This is a genomic window from Pseudomonas sp. PS02288, assembly GCF_029959715.1.
GTDB lineage: Bacteria > Pseudomonadota > Gammaproteobacteria > Pseudomonadales > Pseudomonadaceae > Pseudomonas_O > Pseudomonas_O kuykendallii.
Genome location: NZ_JASCPA010000012.1, coordinates 39546 through 64138, shown reverse-complemented (window position 1 = coordinate 64138; position 24593 = coordinate 39546). Strand labels below are relative to the sequence as shown.

General features: G+C 58.6%; 21 protein-coding genes. 15 read left to right on the top strand and 6 right to left on the bottom strand.

Annotation, left to right across the window (positions count from 1 at the left end):
* Window positions 1-28: 28 nt before the first annotated feature.
* Both QMX85_RS07540 and QMX85_RS07535 read left to right on the top strand, forming a co-directional pair.
* The gene (locus QMX85_RS07540; protein ID WP_282339506.1) at window positions 29-670 is read left to right on the top strand and encodes a TetR/AcrR family transcriptional regulator; all 642 of its coding nucleotides are present in this window, start codon (window positions 29-31) and stop codon (window positions 668-670) included.
* Between the two features lie 790 nt (window positions 671-1460).
* Window positions 1461-2234, top strand: a complete 774-nt coding sequence (locus tag QMX85_RS07535) for a substrate-binding domain-containing protein (protein ID WP_282339505.1) — start codon at window positions 1461-1463, stop codon at window positions 2232-2234.
* A 280-nt stretch (window positions 2235-2514) separates the two neighbouring features.
* On the opposite strand, the gene QMX85_RS07530 is transcribed toward QMX85_RS07535, so the two are convergent.
* Window positions 2515-3465: a GlxA family transcriptional regulator gene (locus QMX85_RS07530; RefSeq protein WP_282339504.1), complete on the bottom strand. Its 951-nt coding sequence runs from the start codon at window positions 3463-3465 to the stop codon at window positions 2515-2517.
* 109 nt (window positions 3466-3574) lie between these two features.
* On the opposite strand from QMX85_RS07530, the gene QMX85_RS07525 reads away from it, so the two are divergent.
* From QMX85_RS07525 to QMX85_RS07515, 3 genes are read left to right on the top strand one after another with little or no spacing between them, the layout of a single operon-like run.
* Window positions 3575-4375: an SDR family oxidoreductase gene (locus QMX85_RS07525; RefSeq protein ID WP_282339503.1), complete on the top strand. Its 801-nt coding sequence runs from the start codon at window positions 3575-3577 to the stop codon at window positions 4373-4375.
* A gap of 27 nt (window positions 4376-4402) precedes the next feature.
* On the top strand, window positions 4403-5167 hold the full coding sequence (locus QMX85_RS07520) for an SDR family NAD(P)-dependent oxidoreductase (protein ID WP_282339502.1): 765 nt from the start codon (window positions 4403-4405) through the stop codon (window positions 5165-5167).
* Window positions 5168-5225: 58 nt separating this feature from the next.
* Window positions 5226-6416, top strand: a complete 1191-nt coding sequence (locus QMX85_RS07515) for an MFS transporter (protein WP_282339501.1) — start codon at window positions 5226-5228, stop codon at window positions 6414-6416.
* Window positions 6417-6658: 242 nt separating this feature from the next.
* Here the strand turns inward: QMX85_RS07515 and QMX85_RS07510 are convergent, their stop codons facing one another.
* Window positions 6659-7309, bottom strand: a complete 651-nt coding sequence (locus QMX85_RS07510) for a TetR/AcrR family transcriptional regulator (RefSeq protein WP_282339500.1) — start codon at window positions 7307-7309, stop codon at window positions 6659-6661.
* Between the two features lie 140 nt (window positions 7310-7449).
* Here QMX85_RS07510 and QMX85_RS07505 point away from each other — a divergent pair, with 140 nt between their 5' ends.
* The 7 genes from QMX85_RS07505 to QMX85_RS07475 all read left to right on the top strand — a co-directional run bounded on the left by QMX85_RS07505 (window position 7450) and on the right by QMX85_RS07475 (window position 16820).
* A complete protein-coding gene (locus QMX85_RS07505) occupies window positions 7450-8484 on the top strand; it encodes a beta-eliminating lyase-related protein (protein ID WP_282339499.1) in 1035 nt (344 codons plus the stop codon).
* Window positions 8485-8509: 25 nt separating this feature from the next.
* The gene (locus tag QMX85_RS07500) at window positions 8510-9769 is read left to right on the top strand and encodes an MFS transporter (RefSeq protein ID WP_282339498.1); all 1260 of its coding nucleotides are present in this window, start codon (window positions 8510-8512) and stop codon (window positions 9767-9769) included.
* 78 nt (window positions 9770-9847) lie between these two features.
* Window positions 9848-11755 carry a DUF1302 domain-containing protein gene (locus tag QMX85_RS07495; protein ID WP_282339497.1) on the top strand — a complete coding sequence of 636 codons (1908 nt, stop codon included), beginning with the start codon at window positions 9848-9850 and terminating at the stop codon, window positions 11753-11755.
* A 33-nt stretch (window positions 11756-11788) separates the two neighbouring features.
* Complete coding sequence (locus QMX85_RS07490) at window positions 11789-13159, top strand: DUF1329 domain-containing protein (RefSeq protein ID WP_282339496.1); 1371 nt, start codon at window positions 11789-11791, stop codon at window positions 13157-13159.
* 215 nt (window positions 13160-13374) lie between these two features.
* Window positions 13375-14658: a serine hydroxymethyltransferase gene (gene glyA / locus QMX85_RS07485; protein WP_282339495.1), complete on the top strand. Its 1284-nt coding sequence runs from the start codon at window positions 13375-13377 to the stop codon at window positions 14656-14658.
* The gene (locus QMX85_RS07480) at window positions 14639-16015 is read left to right on the top strand and encodes an L-serine ammonia-lyase (RefSeq protein ID WP_282339494.1); all 1377 of its coding nucleotides are present in this window, start codon (window positions 14639-14641) and stop codon (window positions 16013-16015) included. The genes glyA and QMX85_RS07480 overlap by 20 nt, the downstream gene beginning before the upstream one ends.
* A 118-nt stretch (window positions 16016-16133) precedes the next feature.
* On the top strand, window positions 16134-16820 hold the full coding sequence (locus tag QMX85_RS07475; RefSeq protein WP_282339493.1) for a hypothetical protein: 687 nt from the start codon (window positions 16134-16136) through the stop codon (window positions 16818-16820).
* Between the two features lie 212 nt (window positions 16821-17032).
* Here the strand turns inward: QMX85_RS07475 and QMX85_RS07470 are convergent, their stop codons facing one another.
* Together QMX85_RS07470 and tnpB are read right to left on the bottom strand one after the other, a co-directional pair.
* Complete coding sequence (locus QMX85_RS07470) at window positions 17033-18580, bottom strand: IS66 family transposase (protein WP_282339492.1); 1548 nt, start codon at window positions 18578-18580, stop codon at window positions 17033-17035.
* Between the two features lie 61 nt (window positions 18581-18641).
* Window positions 18642-18977 (bottom strand): IS66 family insertion sequence element accessory protein TnpB, encoded by a 336-nt coding sequence (gene tnpB, locus QMX85_RS07465; protein WP_282339491.1) that lies wholly within the window; start codon window positions 18975-18977, stop codon window positions 18642-18644.
* A gap of 418 nt (window positions 18978-19395) precedes the next feature.
* Here tnpB and QMX85_RS07460 point away from each other — a divergent pair, with 418 nt between their 5' ends.
* Window positions 19396-20760: a coniferyl aldehyde dehydrogenase gene (locus tag QMX85_RS07460; protein ID WP_282339542.1), complete on the top strand. Its 1365-nt coding sequence runs from the start codon at window positions 19396-19398 to the stop codon at window positions 20758-20760.
* Between the two features lie 185 nt (window positions 20761-20945).
* Here QMX85_RS07460 and QMX85_RS07455 read toward each other — a convergent pair whose 3' ends face one another.
* On the bottom strand, window positions 20946-21884 hold the full coding sequence (locus QMX85_RS07455; protein WP_282339490.1) for an AraC family transcriptional regulator: 939 nt from the start codon (window positions 21882-21884) through the stop codon (window positions 20946-20948).
* A gap of 181 nt (window positions 21885-22065) precedes the next feature.
* On the opposite strand from QMX85_RS07455, the gene QMX85_RS07450 reads away from it, so the two are divergent.
* Window positions 22066-22905, top strand: coding sequence for an oxidoreductase (locus QMX85_RS07450; protein ID WP_282339489.1), 840 nt, complete (start codon window positions 22066-22068; stop codon window positions 22903-22905).
* Between the two features lie 7 nt (window positions 22906-22912).
* Here QMX85_RS07450 and QMX85_RS07445 read toward each other — a convergent pair whose 3' ends face one another.
* Window positions 22913-23797 (bottom strand): LysR family transcriptional regulator, encoded by an 885-nt coding sequence (locus QMX85_RS07445; protein ID WP_282339488.1) that lies wholly within the window; start codon window positions 23795-23797, stop codon window positions 22913-22915.
* A 149-nt stretch (window positions 23798-23946) separates the two neighbouring features.
* Here QMX85_RS07445 and QMX85_RS07440 point away from each other — a divergent pair, with 149 nt between their 5' ends.
* Window positions 23947-24591, top strand: coding sequence for a hydrolase (locus tag QMX85_RS07440; protein WP_282339487.1), 645 nt, complete (start codon window positions 23947-23949; stop codon window positions 24589-24591).
* The last annotated feature ends 2 nt before the right edge of the window (window positions 24592-24593 follow it).

The window sequence follows — 24593 nt, the reverse complement described above, 5'->3', positions numbered from 1 at the left end:
TATTTAAGTCTATCCGGAGGACTCGTCCATGGCACAAATGGGACGGCCGCGCACGTTCGATCGTGATGTGGCACTCACTCAAGCACTGCATCTGTTCTGGGAAAACGGCTACGACGCCACGTCGCTGAGTCAACTCAAGGCGACCATCGGCGGCGGCATCACCGCGCCCAGCTTCTACGCGGCCTTTGGGTCAAAGGAGCAGCTGTTCAAGGAGGTGATGGACCTCTACCTGAATAGCTACGGCAAGGTCACCGACAGCCTGTTCGACACCAGCCTGCCGCCCCGGGATGCTATCGAACTGACACTGCGCCGCTCCGCGCGGATGCAATGCGAACCGGACCATCCCAGGGGATGCCTGGTGGCACTGGGAGCGATGAGCGCGTGCTCGCAGGAGAGCAGGATCATCTCGGCGCCGCTGGCGCAAACCCGGGCGCTGAATCGGGAAGCCTTGCGGGCCTGCGTCGAACGCGGCATCGCGTTGGGGCAGCTACCGGCGGATATCGATGCAACTGCCCTCGCCACGGCGTTCGACAGTTTTCTCCTGGGCCTGTCCACGCTGGCGCGCGACGGGGTATCGGCGGACGCGATGGACGCCGCGGTAACGCGCGTCATGAGGTTGTGGGATGAGGCGAGTGTGGCGCCTGCATGTCCAGCTCAGCCGCACGCCTAGGGCGTCCGGTAACCAGGGATCACCACGGGTGGCGGGCACAATGCACTGATTGAGCTGCGGCGGCGCCAACGGCACCAGCCGGGTGTTCGCCTGGCGTGAACAGACGTGCATGGCCGCGCGGTGAGGCCAACTTCAGAACCTGGCGAATAGCTGCTGTCGATTTTTCCAGAAAAGGCACTTACCGGAAGGCCAATCACTAAAAAAGCCGCTGTCGATGCTGCTATTGGCCGGAGGCAGCCGCATGACCCGCCATCGGCCGGACGCTGCCCCTCTGCATCAATAAGGCGTCTTTCCCCAATTGCTTCCCCGATTGCTCTCGGCAGGTATCCGTGAAAACAGGTACCGATCACTGCTGGGAGGGGCGACCGATAACTTTCACGCACCAATGAATGCAAACATCTCACTTATCGTTTCAATGCCGGTCGAGCAGAATCCAGCGAACAAAAAGCGCCAACCAGCCGCACAGGATCGCTGGAGAACCCCTCATGCACGCCTTCCCCGGGCAGGTCATCCGCTCGCTCCAAGGCGGGTGCCACGTTTCGCGTCCCTTCGGGCAACTTCTCGAACAGCCCGACTTCTTTCCGGCATCTGCACGACAGGTCCGGACGCAAACCGCTGCTCGCGATGGCGTATCCGGCGGATTCACCCGCGGCCCTCTTCACCTTGCGGCAAGGGTATTCCCGGTTACCGGATGACCTGCGCCGCTGTCTGTGCGCGTCGCTCGACGCTTACGTTCCACCGCGGGTGTTCTCGTGTACTCCCTTTCCTGTCTGAACGAGGAAGAGCTCCAATGAAAGCACTGAAACAGCAACTCGCCGCCCTGACCATTGGCCTTTGCACACTCGCCAGCGCCCAGGCCGAGCAACTGGACGTCATGACCTCGGGCGGCTTCACCGCCGCCTTCCAGAGGTTGAGTCCGACGTTTGCGCAGACGAGTGGCGATACCGTGGACACCATCCTCGGCCCGTCCATGGGCAAGGCGCATGAGGCGATCCCCAACCGCCTGGCGCGGGGAGAGAATGCCGATGTGGTGATCATGGTCGGCTACGCACTGGATGACCTGATCAAGCAAGGTGTGGTGGACCCCGCGTCCAAGGTGGACCTGGCGGACTCGCGCATCGGCATGGTGGTCAAGCAGGGCGCTGCCAAACCGCGCATCGATACCGAAGAGGCGTTCAGAAAAACCCTGTTGGACGCCCGCTCCATCGCCTATTCGGACAGCGCCAGCGGGGTCTACATCCAGAACAAGCTGTTCAAGCAACTGGGGGTAGAGCAGCAGGTCGGATCGAAGGCCAAAATGATCGAGCGCATACCGGTTGCCTCGGTAGTAGCCTCGGGCCAGTACGAAGTGGGCTTCCAGCAGGTCGCCGAGTTGCTGCCGGTTCCCGGAGTGACCTTCGTCGGCAAGATTCCCGAAAGCCTGCAATCGGTGACCCGTTACTCCGCCGGCATCCCGTGCAATGCGAAACACCCGGAGCAGGCCAGAAAGCTGCTGGCCTATCTGTCGTCCGCAGCGGTGCAGCCGGAGGTGAAAGCCACCGGGCTGGACTCGGTCCCCCGGTGATTTACCGGGGTGCGCGCCAGCCCCCGCTATCCGCCAATCACAAGAGGTTCGGCATTGCCGGGCCTCTTGCTTTCTGTGGTCGTCCGACTGCCGGAGCGCCAGCTCCAAGAACATTGAACACATAGCTCCGCGCGCCGCCCTGGGCGTTTCCGGCGCTTGGCAGGCGGTCGGCCGCCAGCGCCCTCCTGCACCGGCGCGCACATTGCGCCGCAGGATTGGAAGCAGCCTCAGCAAGTGGATGCAACGAAAAGCAGCATGAAGCCCTGCCCCAGGCGGCAGATCAGATGCTCACGCTGCGCACGTCCCGGCGTATTGCCTGGGGAGGAACGCCAAAGCCTCGGATGAACACTTCACGCATGTGACGACGGTCACGAAAGCCGGTCTCCTTGGCGATCACGTCCAGGGAATGGCGGCTCTGCTCGATCATCACCCGCGCCGCCTCCAGGCGCAGGCGCTCGATGGCCTTGGCCGGCGACTGTCCGGTTTCGGCGGTGAATACCCGGGTGAACTGGCGCGGGCTCAGATGCACCGCCTCGGCCAGCTCCTCGACGCCGAGTGGCTTGTGCAGGTTCTGCCGGGCATAGTTCAGCGCGTTCTGGATACGGTCGGATTTCGGTGCGAGGGTGAGCATCTCCGAGTGCTGTGACTGCCCGCCCGAACGGCGCTGGTGCATGACCAGTTTGTGCGCCACCGAGCGCGCGACTTCCGGGCCGAGGTCCTTCTCCACCATGCCGAGCGCCAGGTCCAGTCCGGCGGTCATGCCGGCGGACGTCCAGACATTGCCATCGATGATGAAGATGCGGTCGTCCTCGACGCTGATCTGTGGATACAGACGCTGCAGTGCCGCGCCATAAGCCCAGTGGGTAGTCGCGCGACGGCCATCGAGCAGGCCAGCCTGGGCCAGCACGAAGCCCCCGGTACAGATACCCGCGACGCGGCGCGCCTGCTGCCCAGCCTGGTGTACGAATGCCAGGGTGGCCTCGCTGGGCAACGTTTCCAGCGGTGTGTTGACCCCCGCGATCATCCAGGAGTCCGCCAAGCCAGGATTGCTCAGCGCCTGGGTTTCGATGCCCAGGCCCAGGGACGAACGCACGATACCTCCGGCGATGGAGAAGAACTCGATGGAATAGAACGGCGTCTCGGCCACGATGTTGGCGTACTCGAAGACGGTTTGGGTGGCGAGCGACAGCACCTGGAAGTCGTCGGAGAGCAGGTAGCCGATTCTGTGCATGGCGGGTCTCGCACAAGGCATGTCCTAAAACACGACTGTATACGTCATTTCGGACTTTTCCCACCTTCACCATCATGTGTCCCAAGCCCACCTCACTTGGAGACACACCATGAACACCGCATCGAAAGGTACCGCACTGGTCACTGGCGCATCCTCGGGTATCGGCGCCCTCTACGCCGAGCGCCTGGCCCGCCGCGGCTACGACCTGATCCTGGTCGCCCGCAACCGTGACCGCCTGAACGACCTGGCCCGCCGCATCTCCGACGACACCCAACGCGTGGTCGAGGTGCTGCAGGCCGACCTGGGCGACGCTGCCAGCCTGGCCACCGTCGAGGCCAAGCTCAAGCAGGACGCGAGCATCACCCTGCTGGTCAACAACGCCGGCATCGGCACCCACACGCCGCTGCTCGACAGCGATGTCGGCCTGATGACCCGCATGATCGACCTCAACGTGACCGCCCTGATGCGCCTGAGCTATGCGGCAATCCCCGGCTTCGTCGAGCGCGGCAACGGCGCCATCATCAACATCTCGTCCATCGTCAGCATCACCCCGGAAGTGCTCAACGGCGTGTACGGCGGCAGCAAGGCCTTCGTCACCGCCTTCAGCCAGTCGCTGCATCACGAGCTGGCCGACAAGGGCGTGCGCATCCAGGCGGTGCTGCCCGGGGCGACCGCCACCGAGTTCTGGGACAACGGCGGCCTGCCGCTGGAACACCTCGACCCGGCCATCGTGATGCCGGCCAGCGCCCTGGTCGATGCCGCGCTGATCGACTTCGATCGCGGCGAACTGATCTCCATCCCCTCGTTGCACGACGCCAGCCAGTGGCAGACCTACGAGGCGGCACGCAAGGCCATGTTCGACCAGCTTTCCACCAGCCAGCCCGCGCCGCGCTACAGCGCCCAGCGTTGATCGATCCCTCATTTCAGGAGCAGGACCATGAAACTCAGCGGCAATACCCTCTTCATCACCGGCGGCACCTCGGGCATCGGTCGCGGCCTGGCCGAGGCCTTTCATCAACGCGGCAACAAGGTGATCATCGCCGGCCGCCGTCAGGCCCTGCTTGACGAGATCGCCCGCGCCAACCCCGGCATCGACACGGTGGTGCTGGACATCAATGATCCGCGGCAGATCAAGCAGGTGGCGCAGCAGGTGATCGAGCGCCACCCGGATCTGAACGTGGTGATCAACAACGCCGGCATCATGCCGTTCGACGATGCCGCCTCGGGCGACTTCGACGATGAGCAGGCGGTCGGCCTGGTGACCACCAACCTGCTCGGCCCGGTGCGTGTCAGCGCGGCCTTCATCGAGCACCTCAAGCACCAGCCGGATGCCACGATCATCAACAACAGCTCGGTGCTGGCGTTCATCCCGATTGCGATCACCGCGCTGTACTCGGCGACCAAGGCGGCCATCCACTCCTACAGCCTGTCACAGCGCTTCATGCTGCGTGACACCCGCGTCAAGGTGCTGGAGATTGCGCCGCCATGGGTCGACACCGACCTGATCCACAAGAGCGGCGATCCGCGCGCCATGCCGCTGGACGCCTTCATCGCCGAGACCCTGGCCAAGCTGGAGACGGCGACCACCGAGGTGATCGTCGACGGCATCACGGCACTGCGCGCCAACGTCGGGCCGAACGAGCATGCGCTGGTGAATCAGTTCAACCAGTCGATCATCGACAACCCCATCCCCGTTGCCTGAACCCAACGCCCGGCCTCATGGCGAGACCGGGCGTTTGCGTGCATCCCTGGAGAACACCATGCACAGCCCCATTGCCGCAGCGGATCGCCTTGCCCTGCGCCTGCTCAGCCTGGCCTATTTCGTCCAGGCGGTCGGCGCCCTGTCGGTGGTCGGCAGCCTGGAGGCGACCTCCGCCGCCTGGGCCTTGAGCAGCGCGCAGAGCGCCTTGCTGATCACCGTGTTCGGTGTCACCTTCGCGCTCGCCGCACCGCTGTTGCAGATGACCCTGGGCCACCTGCGTCGGCGCTCGCAGGTGCTTCTGGGGCTGTCGGTGTTCAGCGGTGCGGCGCTGTTGTTCGCCGCCGCCCCGGATTACCGGACGCTGCTGGCGTCGCGGGTGCTGATGGGATTAGGTGCGGGATTCATTGGCCCGGTGCTTGGCGCCCTGGGCTCCAATCTGGTGGCGCGGGAGCACCAGGGCAGCGCCATCGCCGTCGTGCCGCTCGGGCTGAGCGTCGCGGGGCTGGCCGGCATGCCGATCAGTGCATGGATCGCCCAGGAACTCGGGGCACGCAGCCTGTTTCTCGGTATCGGCGCCAGTGGTCTGCTGATCGCGGCGCTGATCTTCGTGTGGGTGCCGGATCACGTGGCGGGCCAGCGCACCCTAGCGGCCGACGTGCTGGCACTGCTGACCGGCGCTACCTCATTGAGCGCCTTTCTGGTGGTGTTCTTCGTCACCACGGGCGTGTTCACCACCTACGCCTTCCTGGCTCCGATCATCGGCAACGACTTCCACGGCAGCACCGGCGACATCACCCTCGCGCTGACCGTGTTGGGCGTGGCCGGAGTGCTGGGCAACCTGCTGGTCACCCGCCTGGCGATGCGCGTCAGTGCCGAGCGTTTGCTGCTGCTCGGCATCATCCTGCTTGCCCTGGATCTGCTGGGCCTTGCAGTGATGCCAAGGCTGTTCGGCGGGCTGTTGCTGGCCCTGGTGATCTGGGCGCTGGCCACCGATATCGTCTGGCCGTCGCAGCAGCGGCGCATCGTCGAGCTGATGCCCGAACAACGCGGCATCGCCCTGGCCCTGACCGCGTCCTTCATGTTCGCCGGTATCGGCACCGGCTCGGCGGTCGCTGGATGGCTCTATCCCATCCTGGGCTACAGCGGCCTGTTGCTGGCTTCGCTGCTGTTCCTGCTGCTGGCCTTTATGAGCCTGCGTTTCTCGGAGTGGCGTGCCCGGGTGCAGGGAATCTTGCCCAAGTTGACCTGATCAGCGGCCTGTCGCGGTCTTCTGGTGGAATTTACGCAACTCCAATAACCGCTGAAACGATCGCCGGGTAGTCGCTAAAAAGGCCACTCTTTAGGGTAGCTATTGGCCAGTTGCTGTCCTCCATCACAGGCAACTTCCGGCCAATAGCGGACCTTGGACACGGTCGGTCTTTGGCCAAACGAAACATTCCAAGTGGAATGGCAGCGCAAGTGGAAAACACAGGGCTGCTCAGCAAGATCTTGTTAGCCGGATAACCTGGCAAATAGGCTTGCCGTCAACGCCGGTCGTGACGCGTTCGTTCCACATGCCGCAAGCGGTGCAAGGATTGCGATTTCCGCTGATCTGAGGAAATCCGCATCGTCGGAATCGCCACATGCCCAGTCATACAGGGCGCCTAGGTAGCACGTGTACATTGCCTTCCCTAACTGAACAGGATCGATCTCATTTGAGATTTCGTTGTTAGTCTGAGCATCCCGCACGGCCGAGATTTGTCCCTCTGCTAAGTCGCGACCAAGGTGGGTTCCGTCGAACAGTACCTTTGGAATTCTCACCAGCACCTGGCGGTAGAGTTTCGAATCGTTGGTGAGAAGCTTCACCGCGGTACGCACCGTCTCCAAAGCCAACTCTGTGCCGCTAGCGGGTGATTTGCTCATCGTCGCATCTAGTTCATCCAGTACCAGGATCACTACTGCAAATCCGATCGCATCTAAGCCCCCGATCAGGTTGTAGACGGTTTGGGGAGCCACTTCTGCTGTCGCTGCAATCTGATTAAGCGACACATTCTCTATCCCATGTTCCCGCCACAGCCCTGCCGCTGCCGAGACGATCTCAGCGTACCGGCGAGCTTTGCCGCGCTCGCGCACGGGGGTGGTTGTTTTTAGAATTCGTTCCATATTAGTATCCACTCCATATTTGGTGATCACTACATATTTAGGGGCAATCATAACATGGGAAATTCTGATGCAATCGATTTACGGATGCCAGCGGTGTCCAGCTGTTTTGAGCGTCGGAATCGTGCGTCGGGAGCGCCCCTATGATTGATCTACGTAGTGACCTTCTAGGGCCACGCAGGCACGAAGTTGCTTCAGCGATGTTTTCAGGCAGCCAGCGTCCTCCAGCGCTTGCGTACGGCGAGGACCACGACGAAAAAGTGCTGATGAAAAAGCTGGAGGCAGAGCTTGGGGTCGAGGCAGTGCTATTGGTCCCCACCTGCACCATGGCCAACCAAATCGCTATTCGGCTGCACTTGGCAAATGGCGGTGAACTTGCTTCATGTGCTCTCTCGCACATCGTCACGGTTGAAGCGAGCGCCACTGCTCTGACTGGAGTTTCCGGAAAGCCGCTTGCATCTGAAAATGGTCATTTATCCCCTGCCGCTGTCGAGGGATTTCTCGCTGGGCGATCGCAGGACGACGCAGCTCTAATCTGGCTGGAAAATACGCATATGCTATCTGCAGGTTCGGTAATGCCTTCTGGTTGGCAGGCCGCAATTGGAGGCATGTGCAAGCCAGTTGGCGTTGCTGTCCACTTGGATGGGTCACGCCTTTGGAACGCCGCGGTAGCTCAAGATGCGCCAGTTTCCGCCTTGGTGGCTGGCTGCAATACGGTGGCAATTAGCCTAAATAAAGCGGTCGGGGCGCCTTGTGGTTCTGTGCTTGGTGGATCGCGTGAAGACATAGCCAAAGCCGTTCATTTGCGCAGCGCTATGGGTGGCGAATGGCGCCCTATTGGAAGCATCGCATCCGCCGCTTTGGCAGCCTTGGACGGCTGGCGCGACCGCTTAGAAGCGGATGCATTCGCAACCCGTTCGTTGGCTACCTCAATTGTGGGCCGGCTTGGCGAGCATGCTGTGTTGCCAGCTCCAACCAATCTCATCTTCTTGAGTAGACCGAACGGCGATGCAGCACGATTCGTTGAGGCGCTTAGTCGCTTAGGTGTGAAAGCGTTGGTGCTAACACCTGAAGCAGTAAGGCTGGCGATTCATAGCGGCGTTCGGGACAAGGAAGTAGAGATAATCGCTAATGCTGTGAAGACCGCGGACATTGAACTCAATGGCGCACGGCCATGATTAGAATTAGTTGGGGGGCTGGTCAATGAGTTCTCAAGCGCTTCCTTACACAGCTGGCGGATCCCGCCAGCGTTTCGCCTATGGAATTGGCTCTATCGGCACAGGGGTATTTACCACCGTGCCGAGCGTGCTCTTGCTCTACTTTTTGACTACAGAAGTGGGCATTGATGCGGCCATCGCCGGCATGGTGATGTTGATTCCAAAGCTTCTGGGGCTTATTGGCGACCCGTTGATCGGGGTTTGGGCAGACCGACTGCGGGAGGGATCACCCATTCGCAGACGCGTACTGATGGCAACCGGGGCAGCACTAGCAGGTGCCGGACTCTGGGCTCTGTTTGAAGTACCACAACATTACAAAGGGAATCACTTCGTACCAGCCCTGATCTATCTGATTTGTACGACCGGATACTCGCTTTTTGCGGTGCCTTACTCAGCGCTACCTGCAGAGCTAGGACAAACGCCGGAGGCGCGGCGCGCGCTCGTTTCTACACGATTAGGGATCGCATTCCTCGGTACGCTTATTGGCGGCGTGATGGCTCCATTGCTCGTAGCAAGAGCAGGTTATGCCGTAATGGGCATGGTGCTTGGGGCGGTGTGCGTTGCTTCCATGGCTGCATTTCTAATTTCCTGCCGACTAAACGGCAATGGTCAAAGCACCAACGAGCTTGAACTGGCCGACATAGATCTAACACTGACCAATGTTTCGAAGATTTCCTTCAAATGGCGGCTGCTAGCGTTCGCCTTGTTGTTGGCCGCAACCGGTGCTTTTTCATCGCTATTGCCCTTCCTCGTGAAGGATATGAACGGCAGTCAAGATGTGGTTGGCGCTGGGATGTTGGTCAACATTATCGCGGCGGTATTGGCATCCTTGGCGTGGCCTGCGGTGATACGTCGCATGAGCCTCCAGCGCGTATGGCATGTTGCTGCCTCGCTCATGTGTTTGGGGGTAGTTCCTATTGCATTAGCACCTAGCGCGGACCTGATGTTCTTCGTTGGAATGGCCATTGCCGGTGCGGGTTTTTGCGGCGTTCAAATAGCGGGTTTTACCGGCCTGGCTGATTTGACTGCGGACACTCTCAAGGAAGGGAGCGGCGGAGGTTTTCTGACTGGCGTCTGGATGGCCGCCGAGAAGGCCGGCCTGGCCTGCGGGCCCTTGTTTGCCGGTTTCGGACTTCAGTTTCTACATATAACTATAAGTGGCTCGTTATCCCGAGCCCTGATTTTAATAATCCCAATATTCCTTTCGGTACTTTCAATTATGGCTATCGGCCTTCGGTCGAAATAGTCAAGCCCGCCAGATTATCTCAACATCCTTGAAAAGCCCGCTATTGGGCTGACGGCTTAACTTTACCTGGGGAAAGCTATGAAAATAAAAAAGAGCAGTAGTCGAAGCGGGTCTAATATAAATATGGCTGGGGCGTTACTTGCAGGTTTTTTGCCAGTCGTAATGTCTTCGGAAGTTTATGCAATGCCATATGCGATCGGAGAAATTGAGGGTTCGGTCGATACCACGGTTTCTTATGGCCGTCTGTGGCGGGTGCAAGCGCAGGATAAGAACAATGACGTCATCACAGACAACGATGGCAATAGGTCTTTCAAACCCGGCTTGGTTTCTGAGGTTTTCAAAGTAACTAGCGAAGCACAGGCAAGCTATGAGAATGTCGGGGCTTTCATACGCGGAACCGCGTTCTACGACACGCAAATCATGGATAAGCGCAACAATTATCTCGATGGTAATTTGCCTGCGCAGCCAAGTCAGAACTATCCACATGACAGTAGCTATAGCTACGATACACGTCATACGGCAGGTCGCAATGCGGAGATACTTGACGCGTATGTTTACGGTAGCTGGGATATTGCTGACCATGCTGTTACCGCTAAATTGGGCAAGCAAGTGTTTAGCTGGGGTGAAGGATTGTTCTATCGAGGGGGTATTAATACAACGAACCCAGTAGACGCCGCGAAGTATCACGTGCCCGGTTCCGAAGTAAAGGAAGCCCTGGTGCCGATTGAGGCCATCAATTTCAATATTAGCCTCACCGACAACCTTTCCATGGAAACTTTTTACCAGTGGAACTGGAAAGAAACGGCTATTGATCCCGCCGGTACGTATTACTCTGATAGTGATCTGTTTGCCGCCGGTGGAAGAAATGTTTATGTGGGTGTGGATGACCCCGCTGTGCGATCATTACTCGGTGCATTTCCAATCGCTGCGCAGCTCGGTTTAGTCGGCAATGGTCCAGCTGGCGTAAACAATTATATCAACGCCTCGCAAAGCATATTCAGTGCAGGCCGAGTGGGAAGTGATCTGAACGCAAAAAACGAAGGCCAGTACGGCCTTTCGTTCAGATATATCGCCGAAGAGTTAAACCAAACAGAATTCGGCTTCTACTACGTAAACTATCATGCCAAAGAGCCACTAATCGCACTCGATCTTGACGGCTATAAAGGTGTCGATCTATCAAACCCGCTGTGGGCATTGTTTCCATCTGAGGCAATACCGGGTTTAGCTACATTGGATTTAGGTGCAAATGCCACCGTAAGACGAGAATATGCCGAAGACATCAGAATGTATGGTGTCAGCTTTAATACTACTGTGGCCGAAACTTCGGTTTTTGGTGAGCTGTCTTACCGCCCCAATATGCCAATAAGCATTAGTTCCTCGGGGGACATACTGGGTGACATCCTTGGCCAGGGATTCAACGGTTTATCTAACGCATACGATAGTAGTGTGCCAGATAGCCAAGCCTGCTTTACCGTGGGCGGCCAACAGCTTTGTCGCGACAAGGCTCTGCATAACTATGAGCGTGTGGAGATGTTTAATACATCATTGGGTGCCATTTATAAGCTGGACCAAATGTTTAGCTTTGACTCGCTTGCTTTGGTCGGCGAAGTAGCATCCGAGCATGTTCGCGGAAGTAGCCTGAAGTACAACGTATACGATGGTAGCGCTCGCAGCTATACGGGTACGAAAGGAACCATGACCCGTGATGCGTATGGCTACACAGCTGTTGTTTCCGGTACATGGAATGACGTATTTGGCGGGATCAATCTGTCGCCCTATGTCGTGTTCAAACACGATTTCAAGGGGACATCTCATCTTACGGGTGCCTTTCTTGAGGACTCCAAAGCGTTCACCGCTGGCCTCAAGGCTGTCTACTTGGATAGCTTGGAAACTGAACTAAGTTACACCTCTTATTTTGGTGCCAAGGACGTTAACTCGATGCATGACCGGGACAACGTTGGCCTAAACGTTAAGTACTCTTTCTAGAATTTTATTCCACATTTTTTGCTGGAGAAAAACATGCGCGCAAAAACTATCCTAGTGGCCGTCGCGACATCTTTAAGTTTATTGTCAATTTCTACTCAGGCAGCCGTTACGCCGGACCAAGCCTCGCAACTAGGAAAAACACTTACTCCCCTAGGGGCTGAGCGGGCAGGAAATGCTTCCGGTACCATTCCGGAATGGACCGGTGGACTTACCAAGCCACCTGCCGATTACAAGGGGCCGGGGTCACACCACGTAGATCCTTTCCCAAGCGACAAGCCGTTGTTCACCATTACGAAAGCAAATGTTGAACAGTACAAAAACAATCTGACACCGGGCTTGATCGCGCTAATCAACGCCAATCCTGAGACGTTCAATATTCCGATCTATCAAACTCGGCGGACCGGTGCTGCCCCCCAGTCCGTTTATGACAACACATTAAAAAACGCCACCACTGCCACTTTGGTCGCGGATGGCAATGGTTTTGAGCATGCGTATGGCGGGACCCCGTTTCCGATCCCTCAGAACGGTGTAGAGGCATTGTGGAACCATATTGCGCGCTATCGTGGCACGTACGTCGTACGCCGATACAGCGCAGCAGCGGTTCAACGTGGAGGGGCTTATTCGTTGTCCTCTACTCAGCAGGAAGCGTTGTTTAACTTCTATGATCCCAATACGACAGCTGAAACGCTTAATAACATCCTGCTGTATTACACAGACTTGACCTTGAGCCCAGCCCGACAAGCCGGTGGCTCAGTTTTGGTTCATGAAACGCTTAACCAAGTCTCTGAGCCTCGCCAAGCGTGGAGTTATAACTCTGGGCAGCGACGTGTGCGCCGGGCGCCGGGCGTGGCTTATGACACCCCTACAGATGTATCTGACGGTCTGCGGACTGTAGATGACACGGATATGTTCAACGGTGCTCCCGATCGATATGACTGGAAATTACTGGGCAAGAAGGAAATCTACATTCCTTACAATAATTATAAGATTTCCAGCGAGATGACTAAGTACAAAGATTTACTTCAGCCTGAGCAACTGAATCCGGCATATACCCGATTCGAGTTGCACCGTGTTTGGGTGGTCGAGGGAACATTGAAGGCAGGGGCTCGCCACATTTATGCCAAGCGCACTCTCTATCTTGATGAAGATAGTTGGCAGGCTGCTCTGATTGATCAATATGATGGTCGCGGCGAACTGTGGCGTGTATCGGTGGCCTATCTCAAGAACTACTATGAGTTGCCTACAACCTGGGTAGCAGCAGAGGTTAACTACGATTTGCAAGCGCGTAGATATTTTGCCACTCAAATGGATAGCGAAGAACCTCGGGCGGTAGATTTCTCTCAACCTACTCCCGATATTTCGTACTTCAAGCCGGCTGCCCTGCGTCGTCGAGGGGTTCGCTAATTCGCGATCTGGGCGCAGCGGATGCGCCCTTTTTTATAAACTTCATGTGATGGCTATTTTATTTTATCGTTCGGCAATTTAGTAAAGTGCCTGCAGGAAAAGATGTGGTTCTGCGCATTAAGTTAGCTTCAAAGTTGTAGAAGCCCGAAATCCACTGAGTCAGCGCTAGTTTAGCGCTCGGATCTTTGCACCTTTTATTTTTTCAGGACGAAAAGATGCTGAATAAATTCCGAAGCTTCGTTTATTTAGATTCAGTACTTGAAGACGCGGTGATGGCTGAAACCGTCCGCCAAGAAACACATCTTGAGTTAGTCGCTTCTGAAAATTACGCAAGTCTTCAAGTCATGCAGGCTCAAGGTACAACCCTGACCAACAAATATGCAGAGGGTTACCCTGGCAAGCGCTCTTACGGAGGATGTAAAGCGGTTGATGGAGTTGAGAACCTCGCTATTCAGCGTGCGAAAGAACTCTTCGGTGCGGGTTATGCAAATGTCCAACCTCACTCTGGCTCGCAAGCTAACGCTGCGGTGTACATGGCTCTCCTGCAGCCTGGCGACACAATACTAGGGATGAGTGCTTGTCACGGTGGTCATCTCTCGCACGGTGCCCGCGGCAGTTCATCAAATATGTACTACCGCGCGCTGCAGTATGGGGTCGATGCGTATGGGCTGATCGACTACACAGAAATGGAACGTGTAGCACTGGTCCATAAGCCGAGATTGATCGTCGCGGGCTTTTCCGCCTATTCACGCGTGCTCGACTTTGAGCGCTTTCGTCGTGTCTGCAACAAAGTTGGAGCATACCTCTTGGTTGATATGGCCCATTTCGCTGGCTTGGTCGCTGCGGGGGTTTATCCAAATCCAGTTCCATATGCTGACGTCGTCACGTCGACCACGCATAAAACGCTGAGGGGGCCTCGCGGGGGGCTGATCCTCGCGAAAGAAGGGGGACCTTTAGGTAAGCGGCTCGACGCGGCCGTGTTTCCTGGTACCCAAGGTGGACCGCATATGCACGTCATCGCTGCCAAAGCTGTCTGCTTCGCAGAGGCGCTGCAACCATCCTTCGTCGATTACCAAAAGCAGGTTTTGGCAAACGCTCGAGCAATGGCAGAGCTATTTTCCTCCCGTGGTTTTGACGTCATCTCCGGAGGCACCGACAACCACCTTTTCCTCGTGAGTTTGGTTCGTCGTCACCTGACCGGCAGAGTCGCTGAGCAGGCACTGGAAGCAGCTCACATTACGGTGAACAAAAACAGCGTACCGAATGACCCACAAACGTCTTTTGAGACTTCAGGCATTCGTATTGGTACGCCAGCTGTTACCACCAGAGGTTTCAAGCAGGCTGAATGTCGCGAACTCTCCGGTTGGATCTGCGACATCTTGAGTGACGCGGGTAACGCAGAAGTCATTGCGAGCGTGCGAGACAAAGTCCTCGCGATGAGCGCTCGTTTTCCCATTTATCCGTCTGAAGAAAATCGCTATGTCACTCAGCGTTTTTGATCTGTTCAAAATCGGAATTGGCCCGTCCAGTTCGCACACTGTCGGGCCGATGCGCGCTGCTGCTCGCTTTGCTGAAGGGTTGCGACGTGATGGTCTGCTGGAGACTACTCACAACGTGAAGGTCGAACTTTACGGTTCCCTAGGCGCCACCGGCAAAGGTCACGGTAGCGATAAGGCTGTGTTGCTGGGATTGGAGGGGGAGCACCCTGACACGGTAGAAACCGCAAGCATCGAGGAGCGCCTCTCTGTCATCCGCAAGCAGGGGCGGTTAAACCTGCTCGGCGAAAAGCTGATCGACTTCGTGGAAAAAAAACACCTAGCGATGGTTCGCAAACCGCTTCCCCAGCACCCGAACGGCATGATCTTCCGGGCGCTCGATGAAGCCGGTCTGCAACTGCGCAGCCGCGAGTACTACTCCGTTGGCGGAGGGTTTGTTGTCGATGAGGATGCAGCCGGGGCTGATCGTATTGTTGAAGACAGCACGGTACAGCCTTACCCCTTTAAGAGCGGCGCTCACTTGCTCACCCACTGTTTGGAGCATGGCCTGTCTATCAGCCAATTGATGCTGGCCAATGAAAGCGTGTGGCGCCCGGAAGCTGAAACCCGCTCTGGCCTTCTGCACATTTGGCAGGTGATGCAGGACTGCGTAAAAGCCGGCTGCAGTAACGAAGGCATTATGCCCGGAGGCTTGAAGGTCAAACGCCGCGCGGCAGCGTTGCATCGGCAGCTGTGCAAAAACCCTGAAGCGTCGCTTCGAGATGCCTTGTCCGTGCTGGACTGGGTCAATCTCTATGCGCTGGCGGTCAATGAAGAAAATGCCAGCGGCGGCCGTGTAGTCACCGCCCCCACCAATGGCGCTGCGGGCATCGTTCCTGCGGTACTGCATTACTACGTACGGTTTATTCCTGGTGCCAACGAAGACGGCGTGGTGCGGTTTCTGCTCACAGCCGCCGCCATTGGCATTCTCTACAAGGAAAACGCCTCCATTTCGGGCGCAGAAGTGGGTTGCCAGGGCGAAGTCGGAGTTGCGTGCTCGATGGCAGCGGGTGCGTTATGTGAGGTCATGGGCGGCAGCGTTCAGCAGGTGGAGAACGCCGCTGAGATTGGCATGGAGCACAACCTGGGACTGACTTGCGATCCCATCGGCGGGTTAGTGCAGGTGCCATGTATCGAACGCAACGCCATGGGTTCCGTGAAGGCAATTAATGCGGTGCGCATGGCCCTTCGTGGTGACGGGCAACATTTTGTCTCACTGGATAAGGTGATTCGCACCATGCGCCAGACAGGCGCTGACATGAATAACAAATACAAAGAAACCGCGCGCGGTGGGTTGGCGGTGAACATCATTGAGTGCTGATTATCCGAATAGGTTTTCCGAGGCAGGCATGTCGGCAAATCGACAGAACGCTCCCAGTCCACGTCGTGCACGAATAAGCGCTTTTAGAACGGGGAGAGAGGGCAGTGCGAAGCCGCCGTTGCATGCCCTTCAAGTTGAGCTGGGCGCCCAGATGATGCCTGTCGATGGGTACGGCGTTCCAGAGCAATTCTCTCTCGGCGTGATGAGAGAATTCCAACATGCGAAAGCCTTTGCTGGCCTGTTTGATATGTCTCATCGGGGGCAAGTCATGCTGCGCGGACAGGAGGCATTCACGGCTCTGAATAGGCTGGTGGAGATAGAGGTAAACGACCTCGAACTTGCTCAGCAATGCATAGCGAGCGTTTTTGATGGCGCCTCAAGCACTAATGAAAATTTAGGTATAGCGAGAGTGGATGAGGACGCGCTCCTGCTATTCGTATGCAACACCCGGCGACACGATTTGATCTCGCTCTTAGAGGTCACCAGTAATACTGCGAACGTTGGCGAGCCACTGGACCACGTGCTTCTTGCACTCATCGGTCCCTGCGCCTGGCGCGTGTTAGCACGCTTGGCTCCTGAAATCGCGGACCTCGCCATTAACGAAATGAAGAGGATCTGCATTCTTGGAGTGGATTGCTTTGTGGGCCGACCCGAGGGTTCCTCGGGCGGACATTACGAAATTTCCATTGCCGCCGACCGTGCAGAAACCTTCGCAAGACTTCTTTTGACGGATCCTGAGGTTCGGATGATTGGGCTTGGAGCTTGGATCTCTGCATCGAATCAGAACATTACCCAATTCTGTTAGTGGCTCAATTTTGACCAAAGCCGGTGCAGTGCGGTGCGGGGCTTGAGCAGGTGCCGCTGTGCGCAAGGCTTTTTATCTTTCTATTTTTGATCAATTTCTTTGGAGCAATCCATGTCACCTCAGCAGGAACAACTTCTCTCTTACGGGAAGACGAACGATGAAATTCGTAAGGCGTTCATTGGTAAGCGTCTGCCGAACTCACCTTGCGTAATTCAGGCGGGTGCCCATTGATGCGGCAGTAGTTGGCCAATCTCGCTGGCCCGCTGTGTCGGCAGCCGCATCAGCACATCCTTCAGGTAGGCGTACGGATCATGCCCATTCATCCGCGCCGACTGGATCAGGCTCATGATCGCCGCCGCCCGTTTGCCGCTGCGCAGCGACCCGGCAAACAGCCAGTTCGAGCGTCCAAGGGCCCATGGTCGAATCTGGTTCTCGACCTGATTGTTGTCGATGGGCACGGCGCCGTCGTCCAGATAGCGCGTCAGCGCTAACCAGCGTTTTAGGCTGTAATCCAGGGCTTTTGCCGTGGCTGATCCGTTGGGCACCCGATCACGCTGGGCCAGCATCCAGTTATGCAGCGCATCGAGGATTGGTGAAGACTTTTCCTGGCGTATTCGCCAGCGTTCTTCATCGCTCATGTGCCGTGCTTGCCGCTCGATTTCATACAGCCCGGCAATGGAGTGCAGCGCCTGTTCGGCTAACTGGCTTTTGTTCGCTGCGTGCAGATCGAAAAATTTGCGGCGGGCGTGGGCCATGCAGCCAATTTCGGTGATGCCCTGCTCGAAGCTGGCCTTGTAGCCGGCGAAGTCGTCGCAGACCAGCTTGCCACTCCACTGACCCAGAAAATTGCGCGCATGCTCACCAGCCCGGCTGGGGCTGAAGTCATACACCACGGCCTTCAGGTCGGCGAAGGGTGTGGTGCAGTATGCCCAGACGTAAGCCCGGTGGGTTTTCTTCTCGCCAGGGGCCAGCATTTGCACGGGGGTTTCGTCGGCGTGGATCACGCCTTGCGCCAGTACCGCCTCGCGCAGGGCGTCGACCAATGGTTGGAGCTGTACGCCGGTTTGTCCGACCCACTGCGCCAGCGTCGAGCGGGCGATGGCCAGGCCAGCGCGCCCAAAAATCTTTTCTTGTCTATACAGCGGCAGGTGGTCGGCAAATTTGGCCACCATCACGTGAGCCAGCAGGCCGGCAGTGGGGATGCCCTTGTCGATCACCTGGGCTGGTACCGGCGCCTGGATCAGTGTTTCGCACTGACGGCAGGCCCATTTGCCACGCACGTGCTGTTCGACGGTGAACACGCCCGGCGTGTAATCCAGCTTTTCGCTGATGTCTTCGCCGATGCGTTGCAGCTGGCAGCCGCAGGCGCATTGAGTGTTCTGCGGCTCGTGACGGATCACAGTACGCGGAAACTGGGCTGGCAGCGGTGCGCGCTTGGGCTGTTGGCGGGGTTCAGCCGGAGCCGCCGGAGGATTGAGGGTTTTCAGTTCCGCCTCGATAGCGGCAATGTCCGTGTCGAGCAAATCATCCAGCAGGCTGCCCTGGTCAGGGATTAGTTGCTCGCTACGCTTGGCGAACTTGTGTCGCTTGAACCAGGCGATTTCATGGGTGAGCTGCTCGATGACGGTTTGATTGCGGTCGATCTTCTTGCCCATCGTTTCAACCGTCTTACCCAACGTGTCGACTTGCGACAGCAACTGCGCAGCGAGTGCGCGCAGTTGCTCAGGTGTCAGTTGGTCGAGATTGGGCGAGGAAGTCATGCCGCTGATTGTGCCAGAGCAGGCGATCAGCGCAGATAAAGCGATGGGCTAATGGCCGGCGCTACAGCACTGTGATCGCACCGGCTGCACCAACCCGCTGCCAAGGTAAACCGAGCACCAAAGCCTGAAGCTGCCCGGTGTCGAGTTCAACTTCCGAGCCGCGGTGGATGCCTGGCCAGTGAAACTTGCCCTGGTTCAATCGCCGCGCGGCCAGCCAGATCCCTACACCGTCATGCACCAACACTTTCATGCGGTTGGCGCGGCGGTTGGCGAACAGATAAGCACTGTGCGGCTTCGCCGCACCGAATACCTCCACTACACGGGCCAATGCGGTCTCGGTGCCGGCGCGCATGTCCATCGGCTCAGTGGCAAGCCAGATGCTATCGATGCGGATCACGGGGCAAGCCCCCGGACAAAGCGGGCGCAGCCGTCAGGATCGGACACTGGCCATTTCACTGTGACTGACTGCTCGCCAAGCGATAGCTTAATAATCACCGATGCTGCAGTCGGCCGTTTGGGCGTAGCCCTCAATGGAACGAACGCCGGCAACACTGCGGGTAGCTGATCTCGGTAAAGCGGTAGCCATTTTCGAATGACGTTGGCGTTGATGCCATGGCGGATGGCAACGCTGGAGACGGTCGCACCCGGTTGTAGGCATTCCTGAACGACCTGGACCTTGAACGGTTTGGGGTAAGAGCTTCGTTGGCGCATGAAAATCCTAACGTTAAGGACGAACGCGTCCGCTTAAAAATACGCGGACACCATCGCCCTTAATGCTGGAGTTCGGAAGGTGACTTGGCTGGACGCTTACGTTCATTGTTCAGCAAGCAGCGTTTAACGAGAGCCCCATGCCAAGTGAGGCCCAGCGCAAAGAATGGCTGATGGCTTTGCGGAGGATGCTTTTGCGAGAAAAGGACGCACTGGCCAGCGCTGTCAGTGCCGACTTCGGTAACCGCTCGATTGACGAAACTCTTATGTCGGAAATACTGCCTTCCTTACACAGCATCGATTACGCGGTACGTAACCTTCGCAAATGGATGAAGCCCTCAAAGCGTTCTGTGGGAAAGCAGTTCCGGCCTGCATCTGCGCGAGTCGTTTACCAGCCTGTTGGTGTTGTAGGTGTTATCGCTCCCTGGAATTACCCGCTGTTCCTCTCCATCGGACCGCTGGTGAGTGCGTTAGCTGCTGGTAACAGGGTAATGCTGAAACTCAGTGAGGCTACGCCGAAGACCTCGGAGCTATTGAAGGTTTTGTTAGGCCAGGTTTTCCCCGAGGACCTAGTTGCCGTGATCCTCGGTGAAGCTGAGACAGGCATCGCTTTTTCGCAAATCCCCTTCGATCATCTGCTCTTCACCGGTGCGACCTCCGTAGGCCGCCACGTGATGAGAGCGGCATCAGAAAACCTTACCCCCGTCACTCTGGAGCTTGGTGGTAAATCTCCAGCGATCATTTCTGTCACGGTGCCGATGGATCAAGCAACCGAGCGGTTGGCCTACGGTAAGGTCATGAACTCAGGCCAGACCTGCGTCGCTCCTGATTACGTCTTGGTACCACGCCAAAGGCTGGGTGATTTTGTTAGGTCTTATCAGGATGTAGTCAGCCGTTTCTATCCCACGCTCGAAGATAATCCTGACTACACCGCGATCGTAAACGACCGCCATTTCGAGCGACTCACAGGTTACCTCCGTGATGCAGAGGATAAGGGGGCGCAATTGGTGCCTCTTTTCCCTAAACACCAAGGCAGAAGAATGGCCCACTGCTTGATTCTAAATCCCAGCGACGACATGAAGGTCATGCAGGAGGAAATTTTTGGCCCTCTACTGCCAGTGATTCCATACGATGGAATCGAAGAAGCTCTGGCTTACGTGAGAGAGCGACCACGTCCTCTCGCGCTCTACTACTTCGGACACGATCGCGGAGAGCAAGAGTGCGTTCTGGCGAGGAGCCACTCTGGGGGTGTCTGCATGAACGACACGTTGATGCATGTTGCTCAAGACGACATGCCGTTCGGTGGAATAGGTCCTTCCGGGATGGGGCACTATCACGGGCATGAGGGCTTTCTTACGTTGAGTCATGCGAAAAGCGTCTTCAGTAAAGGAGGGCTGAATACCTCCAAACTCGCTTATCCACCGTACGGAACCACGATGCAGAAATTTGTTAAATGGCTGTATTTTCGCTAAACGCCTCAGCTTTCGATTTGACGAGTCTGTGGGTTGCACGGATAGCGGCAGAACCATTCGCTGGTCAGAAACTGCCGCTCACGAACGTCTGCTTCTGGCCGATAGCTGCCCATCATCACGGGCTGCTATCGGCCGAAGGTCGTCCCCCTCAACCGCCAAGCCCCAATAGCCCTCCCGCCCTCCCCTCAATGCGAAGCCACATAAACCGCCTCTTCCGCCGCCAGTGGGTAGGCGAAGGTGGCGCGCAGGCGTTCGACTTCCTGTTGCGGGGGCAGGCCGAAGAGGCGTTTGAATTCGCGGCCGAAGTGCGAGGGGCTTTCGTAGCCGACCTGGTAGCTGGCCTGCGCCGCCGATACGCCCTTCTGCAGCATCAGCAGGCGCGCGCGGTGCAGGCGGGTGGATTTCAGGTACTGGATCGGCGTGGTGGCGGTGACCGATTTGAAGTGCAGGTGGAAGGTCGCCGCGCTCATCGAGGCCTCCGTGGCCAGCCGCTGGATGTCCAGCGGCTCGGGATAACGCTGGTGGATGGTCTGCAGGGCGGCGGAAATCCTGCCGAAGTGTTCGCGGTTGTCGATCGCCGCCCGCAGCGCGGCGCCCTGGGCGCCGGTGAGGACGCGGTAGTAGATCTCGCGCAACTGCGCCGGCCCCAGCACCCGCGTGTCCGTCGCCGAGCTAAGGGTCTTGAGCAAGCGCAGCAATGCTTCGGCCAGCAGGTGGTCGAGTGGCGAGGACATCATGCTGGCCGGCGCTTCGGCGCCTGCCGGCGGCGCCTCGCCCAACTGCAGCAACAGCTCGGCGGCCACCGCCATGTCCAGTTGCAGGTAGATCGCCAGCAGCGGCTCTTCCTCGCTCGCGGCCGTCTCCATGTCGAACGGCACCGGCACGGAAACCGCCAGGTAGTGCTGGGCGTCGTAGCGGTACTCGCGACCACCGAGAAAGCCGCGCTTGCTGCCCTGGCAAACGATGACGATGCCCGGCTCGTAGAGCACCGGCGTGCGCGTGAGCGGACGGTTGCAGCGCAGGAATCGCACACCCGGCAGCGCCGTGAGGTTGTAGCCCTCGTCCGGTGCGAGCGCCTGCATGAGGGCGACCATCTCGGTCTGGATGCCTGTAACGCCAGACATTTCGCGGTACTCGTGGTGGGAAGGAAACTGTCGTCAGTCTGGTACGCGACGCATCGGCAGTCCAGCCACCCGTAGGAATAGGCTATCGAGGCAGAGTAACCGGCCTACGCCGGAGGGCAGCCTACGAATAGGATTTCTGCCAAGGGTCGCCGGCCGCGCGACCGACAGCGAGGAATCCCCCATGCACGACAGCGACAGCAAACTCTTCTTCATCAGTGGCGTCAGCTCCGGCTTCGGCCGCGCCTTCGCCGAGGCCGCGCTGGCCGCGGGCCATCGGGTGGTGGGCAGCCTGCGTTCGGCCGCCGACCTCCAGGCATTCGAGCAGGACCCGTCCGGACTCGCCTTCGGCGTGTTGCTGGACGTCACCGACGCCGCCGCCATCGACGCAGCGATCGCCGGCGTCGAGCGCGATCACGGGCCCATCGAGGTGCTGGTGAACAACGCCGGCTACGGCCACGAAGGCATTCTCGAGGAATCGCCGCTGGCGGAGCTGCGCCGCCAGTTCGACGTCAACCTGTTCGGCGCGGTGGCGCTGATCAAGGCCGTGCTGCCTGGCATGCGCCAGCGCCGCAGCGGGCGGATCATCAACATCACCTCGATGGGCGGCTTCATCACCATGCCCGGTATCGCCTACTACTGCGGCAGCAAGTTCGCCCTGGAGGGCATTTCCGAGACGCTGGCAAGCGAGGTCAGGGACTTCGGCATCTTCGTCACCGCCGTAGCGCCCGGCTCGTTCCGCACCGACTGGGCCGGCCGCTCGATGCGCCGCAGCGAACGCAGCATCGCCGACTACGACGCCCTGTTCGAGCCGATCCGCGCGGCCCGCGAGAGCAAGAGCGGCAGGCAGAACGGCGATCCGCGCAAGGCCGCCCAGGTACTGCTGCAACTGGTCGCCATGGAATCGCCACCCACGCACCTGCTGCTGGGCTCGGATGCGCTGCAACTGGTGCAGGCCAAGCTGGCCGCGCTGCAGGACGAGATCGCCCGCTACGCCGAGCTGAGCCGCTCGACCGACTTCTGAGCAGCGCCTAGGCGCTCAGCTCCTGCACCAGGAAATCGAGGAAGGCGCGGGTCTTCAACGGCACACGACGCGCGGTCGGGTAGACCGCGTTGATCGAGATCGGCGGCGCCTGCCAGTCGCACATCACCGCCACCAGCCGGCCATCGGCCAGGGCCTTCTCGACGATGAAGGTGGGTAGCAGCGCGATGCCCATGCCGGCTTCGGCGGCCTGCGCCAGCAGATCGCCGTTGTTGGCGTGCAGCGGCCCGGTGACGTGGACCTTCTGGGTCTCCCGGCCGTTGCTCAATTGCAGGCTGACGCCGCTCTGCAGGTAGCCGTAGTTCAGGCACTGGTGGGCGGCCAGGTCGCGCGGCACCTGCGGCGTGCCCTGACGCTGCAGATAGTCGGGCGATGCCACCAGCACGCGCGGCGCCGGCGCCAGGTGGCGCGCCACCATCGAGGAATCCGCCAGGCTGGCGATGCGGATGGTCACGTCGAAACCGCCCTTGACCGGATCGACCTGCTGGTCGCTGAACACCAGTTGCAACTCGACCTTGGGATGCAGCTCGTGGAATTTCGGGATCAGCGGGCCGAGGCGGCACAGGCCGAAGGACATCGGCGCGTTGACCCGCAGCACCCCGTGGATTTCCGCCAGCCCGCTGCGCGCCCGCTGCTCGGCTTCGTCCAGCGAGGCGAGCACTTCGCGGCAGGCCTCGTAGTACTCGCTGCCGGCTTCGGTGAGGTGAAGGCTGCGGGTGGTGCGCAGCAGCAGTTGCACGCCCAGCGAATCCTCCAGCGCCTGGATCTGCTTGCTGACTTTCGAGCGCGGAACGTCCAGTACCCGTGCGGCGGCGGCGAAGCCATTGGCATTCACCGTCGCCACGAAAGTGCGCATGCAATCGACGCGATCCATCAGTGTCCCCAATTTGGAATCAATGAGTCTCGATTCTAGGGAATTGTTCCACCTTCTGACCAGCTTTAAAGTTTCTCCCATGCCGCCCACACAGGCCGACACGAAAGGCCGCGGCCGCCTTGCTACCCACTACTCAAAAGGAAAACCTCATGTCCAACCGCGAACTGCTGAACCCGACCAACTCCGCCCTGATCCTCATCGACCACCAGCCGCAGATGGCCTTCGGCGTGCAGTCGATCGATCGCCAGACGCTGAAGAACAATGCCGTCGGACTGGCCAAGGCCGCCAAGCTGTTCAACGTGCCGACCATCCTCACCTCGGTGGAAACCGAAAGCTTCAGCGGCTACATCTGGCCGGAACTGCTCGGCGTGTTCCCCGGCCAGCAGCCGATCGAGCGCACCTCGATGAACTCCTGGGAAGACAAGAAGCTGGTCGAGGCGGTGAAGGCCACCGGGCGCAAGAAGCTGATCATCGCCGCGCTCTGGACCGAGGTCTGCCTGACCTTCCCGGCGCTGGAAGCCCTCGCCGAAGGCTACGAGGTGTACATCGTCACCGACGCCTCGGGCGGCACCACCAAGGAAGCCCACGACATGTCCGTGCTGCGCATGATCCAGGCGGGCGCGGTGCCGGTGACCTGGCAGCAGGTGCTGCTCGAATACCAGCGCGACTGGGCCCACAAGGAAACCTACGACGCCGTGATGAAGCTGGTGCTGGAGCACTCCGGTGCCTACGGGATGGGCGTCGACTACGCCTACACCATGGTGCACAAGGCGCCGCAACGCACCCTCTCCTGACT

Excerpts from the sequence above, each read along its gene's own strand:
- QMX85_RS07540 (WP_282339506.1), top strand. The coding sequence starts at position 29 with ATGGCACAAATGGGACGGCCGCGCACGTTCGATCGTGATGTGGCACTC.
- QMX85_RS07535 (WP_282339505.1), top strand. The coding sequence starts at position 1,461 with ATGAAAGCACTGAAACAGCAACTCGCCGCCCTGACCATTGGCCTTTGC.
- QMX85_RS07530 (WP_282339504.1), bottom strand. The coding sequence starts at position 3,465 with ATGCACAGAATCGGCTACCTGCTCTCCGACGACTTCCAGGTGCTGTCG.
- QMX85_RS07525 (WP_282339503.1), top strand. The coding sequence starts at position 3,575 with ATGAACACCGCATCGAAAGGTACCGCACTGGTCACTGGCGCATCCTCG.
- QMX85_RS07520 (WP_282339502.1), top strand. The coding sequence starts at position 4,403 with ATGAAACTCAGCGGCAATACCCTCTTCATCACCGGCGGCACCTCGGGC.
- QMX85_RS07515 (WP_282339501.1), top strand. The coding sequence starts at position 5,226 with ATGCACAGCCCCATTGCCGCAGCGGATCGCCTTGCCCTGCGCCTGCTC.
- QMX85_RS07510 (WP_282339500.1), bottom strand. The coding sequence starts at position 7,309 with ATGGAACGAATTCTAAAAACAACCACCCCCGTGCGCGAGCGCGGCAAA.
- QMX85_RS07505 (WP_282339499.1), top strand. The coding sequence starts at position 7,450 with ATGATTGATCTACGTAGTGACCTTCTAGGGCCACGCAGGCACGAAGTT.
- QMX85_RS07500 (WP_282339498.1), top strand. The coding sequence starts at position 8,510 with ATGAGTTCTCAAGCGCTTCCTTACACAGCTGGCGGATCCCGCCAGCGT.
- QMX85_RS07495 (WP_282339497.1), top strand. The coding sequence starts at position 9,848 with ATGAAAATAAAAAAGAGCAGTAGTCGAAGCGGGTCTAATATAAATATG.
- QMX85_RS07490 (WP_282339496.1), top strand. The coding sequence starts at position 11,789 with ATGCGCGCAAAAACTATCCTAGTGGCCGTCGCGACATCTTTAAGTTTA.
- glyA (WP_282339495.1), top strand. The coding sequence starts at position 13,375 with ATGCTGAATAAATTCCGAAGCTTCGTTTATTTAGATTCAGTACTTGAA.
- QMX85_RS07480 (WP_282339494.1), top strand. The coding sequence starts at position 14,639 with ATGTCACTCAGCGTTTTTGATCTGTTCAAAATCGGAATTGGCCCGTCC.
- QMX85_RS07470 (WP_282339492.1), bottom strand. The coding sequence starts at position 18,580 with ATGACTTCCTCGCCCAATCTCGACCAACTGACACCTGAGCAACTGCGC.
- QMX85_RS07455 (WP_282339490.1), bottom strand. The coding sequence starts at position 21,884 with ATGTCTGGCGTTACAGGCATCCAGACCGAGATGGTCGCCCTCATGCAG.
- QMX85_RS07450 (WP_282339489.1), top strand. The coding sequence starts at position 22,066 with ATGCACGACAGCGACAGCAAACTCTTCTTCATCAGTGGCGTCAGCTCC.
- QMX85_RS07445 (WP_282339488.1), bottom strand. The coding sequence starts at position 23,797 with ATGGATCGCGTCGATTGCATGCGCACTTTCGTGGCGACGGTGAATGCC.
- QMX85_RS07440 (WP_282339487.1), top strand. The coding sequence starts at position 23,947 with ATGTCCAACCGCGAACTGCTGAACCCGACCAACTCCGCCCTGATCCTC.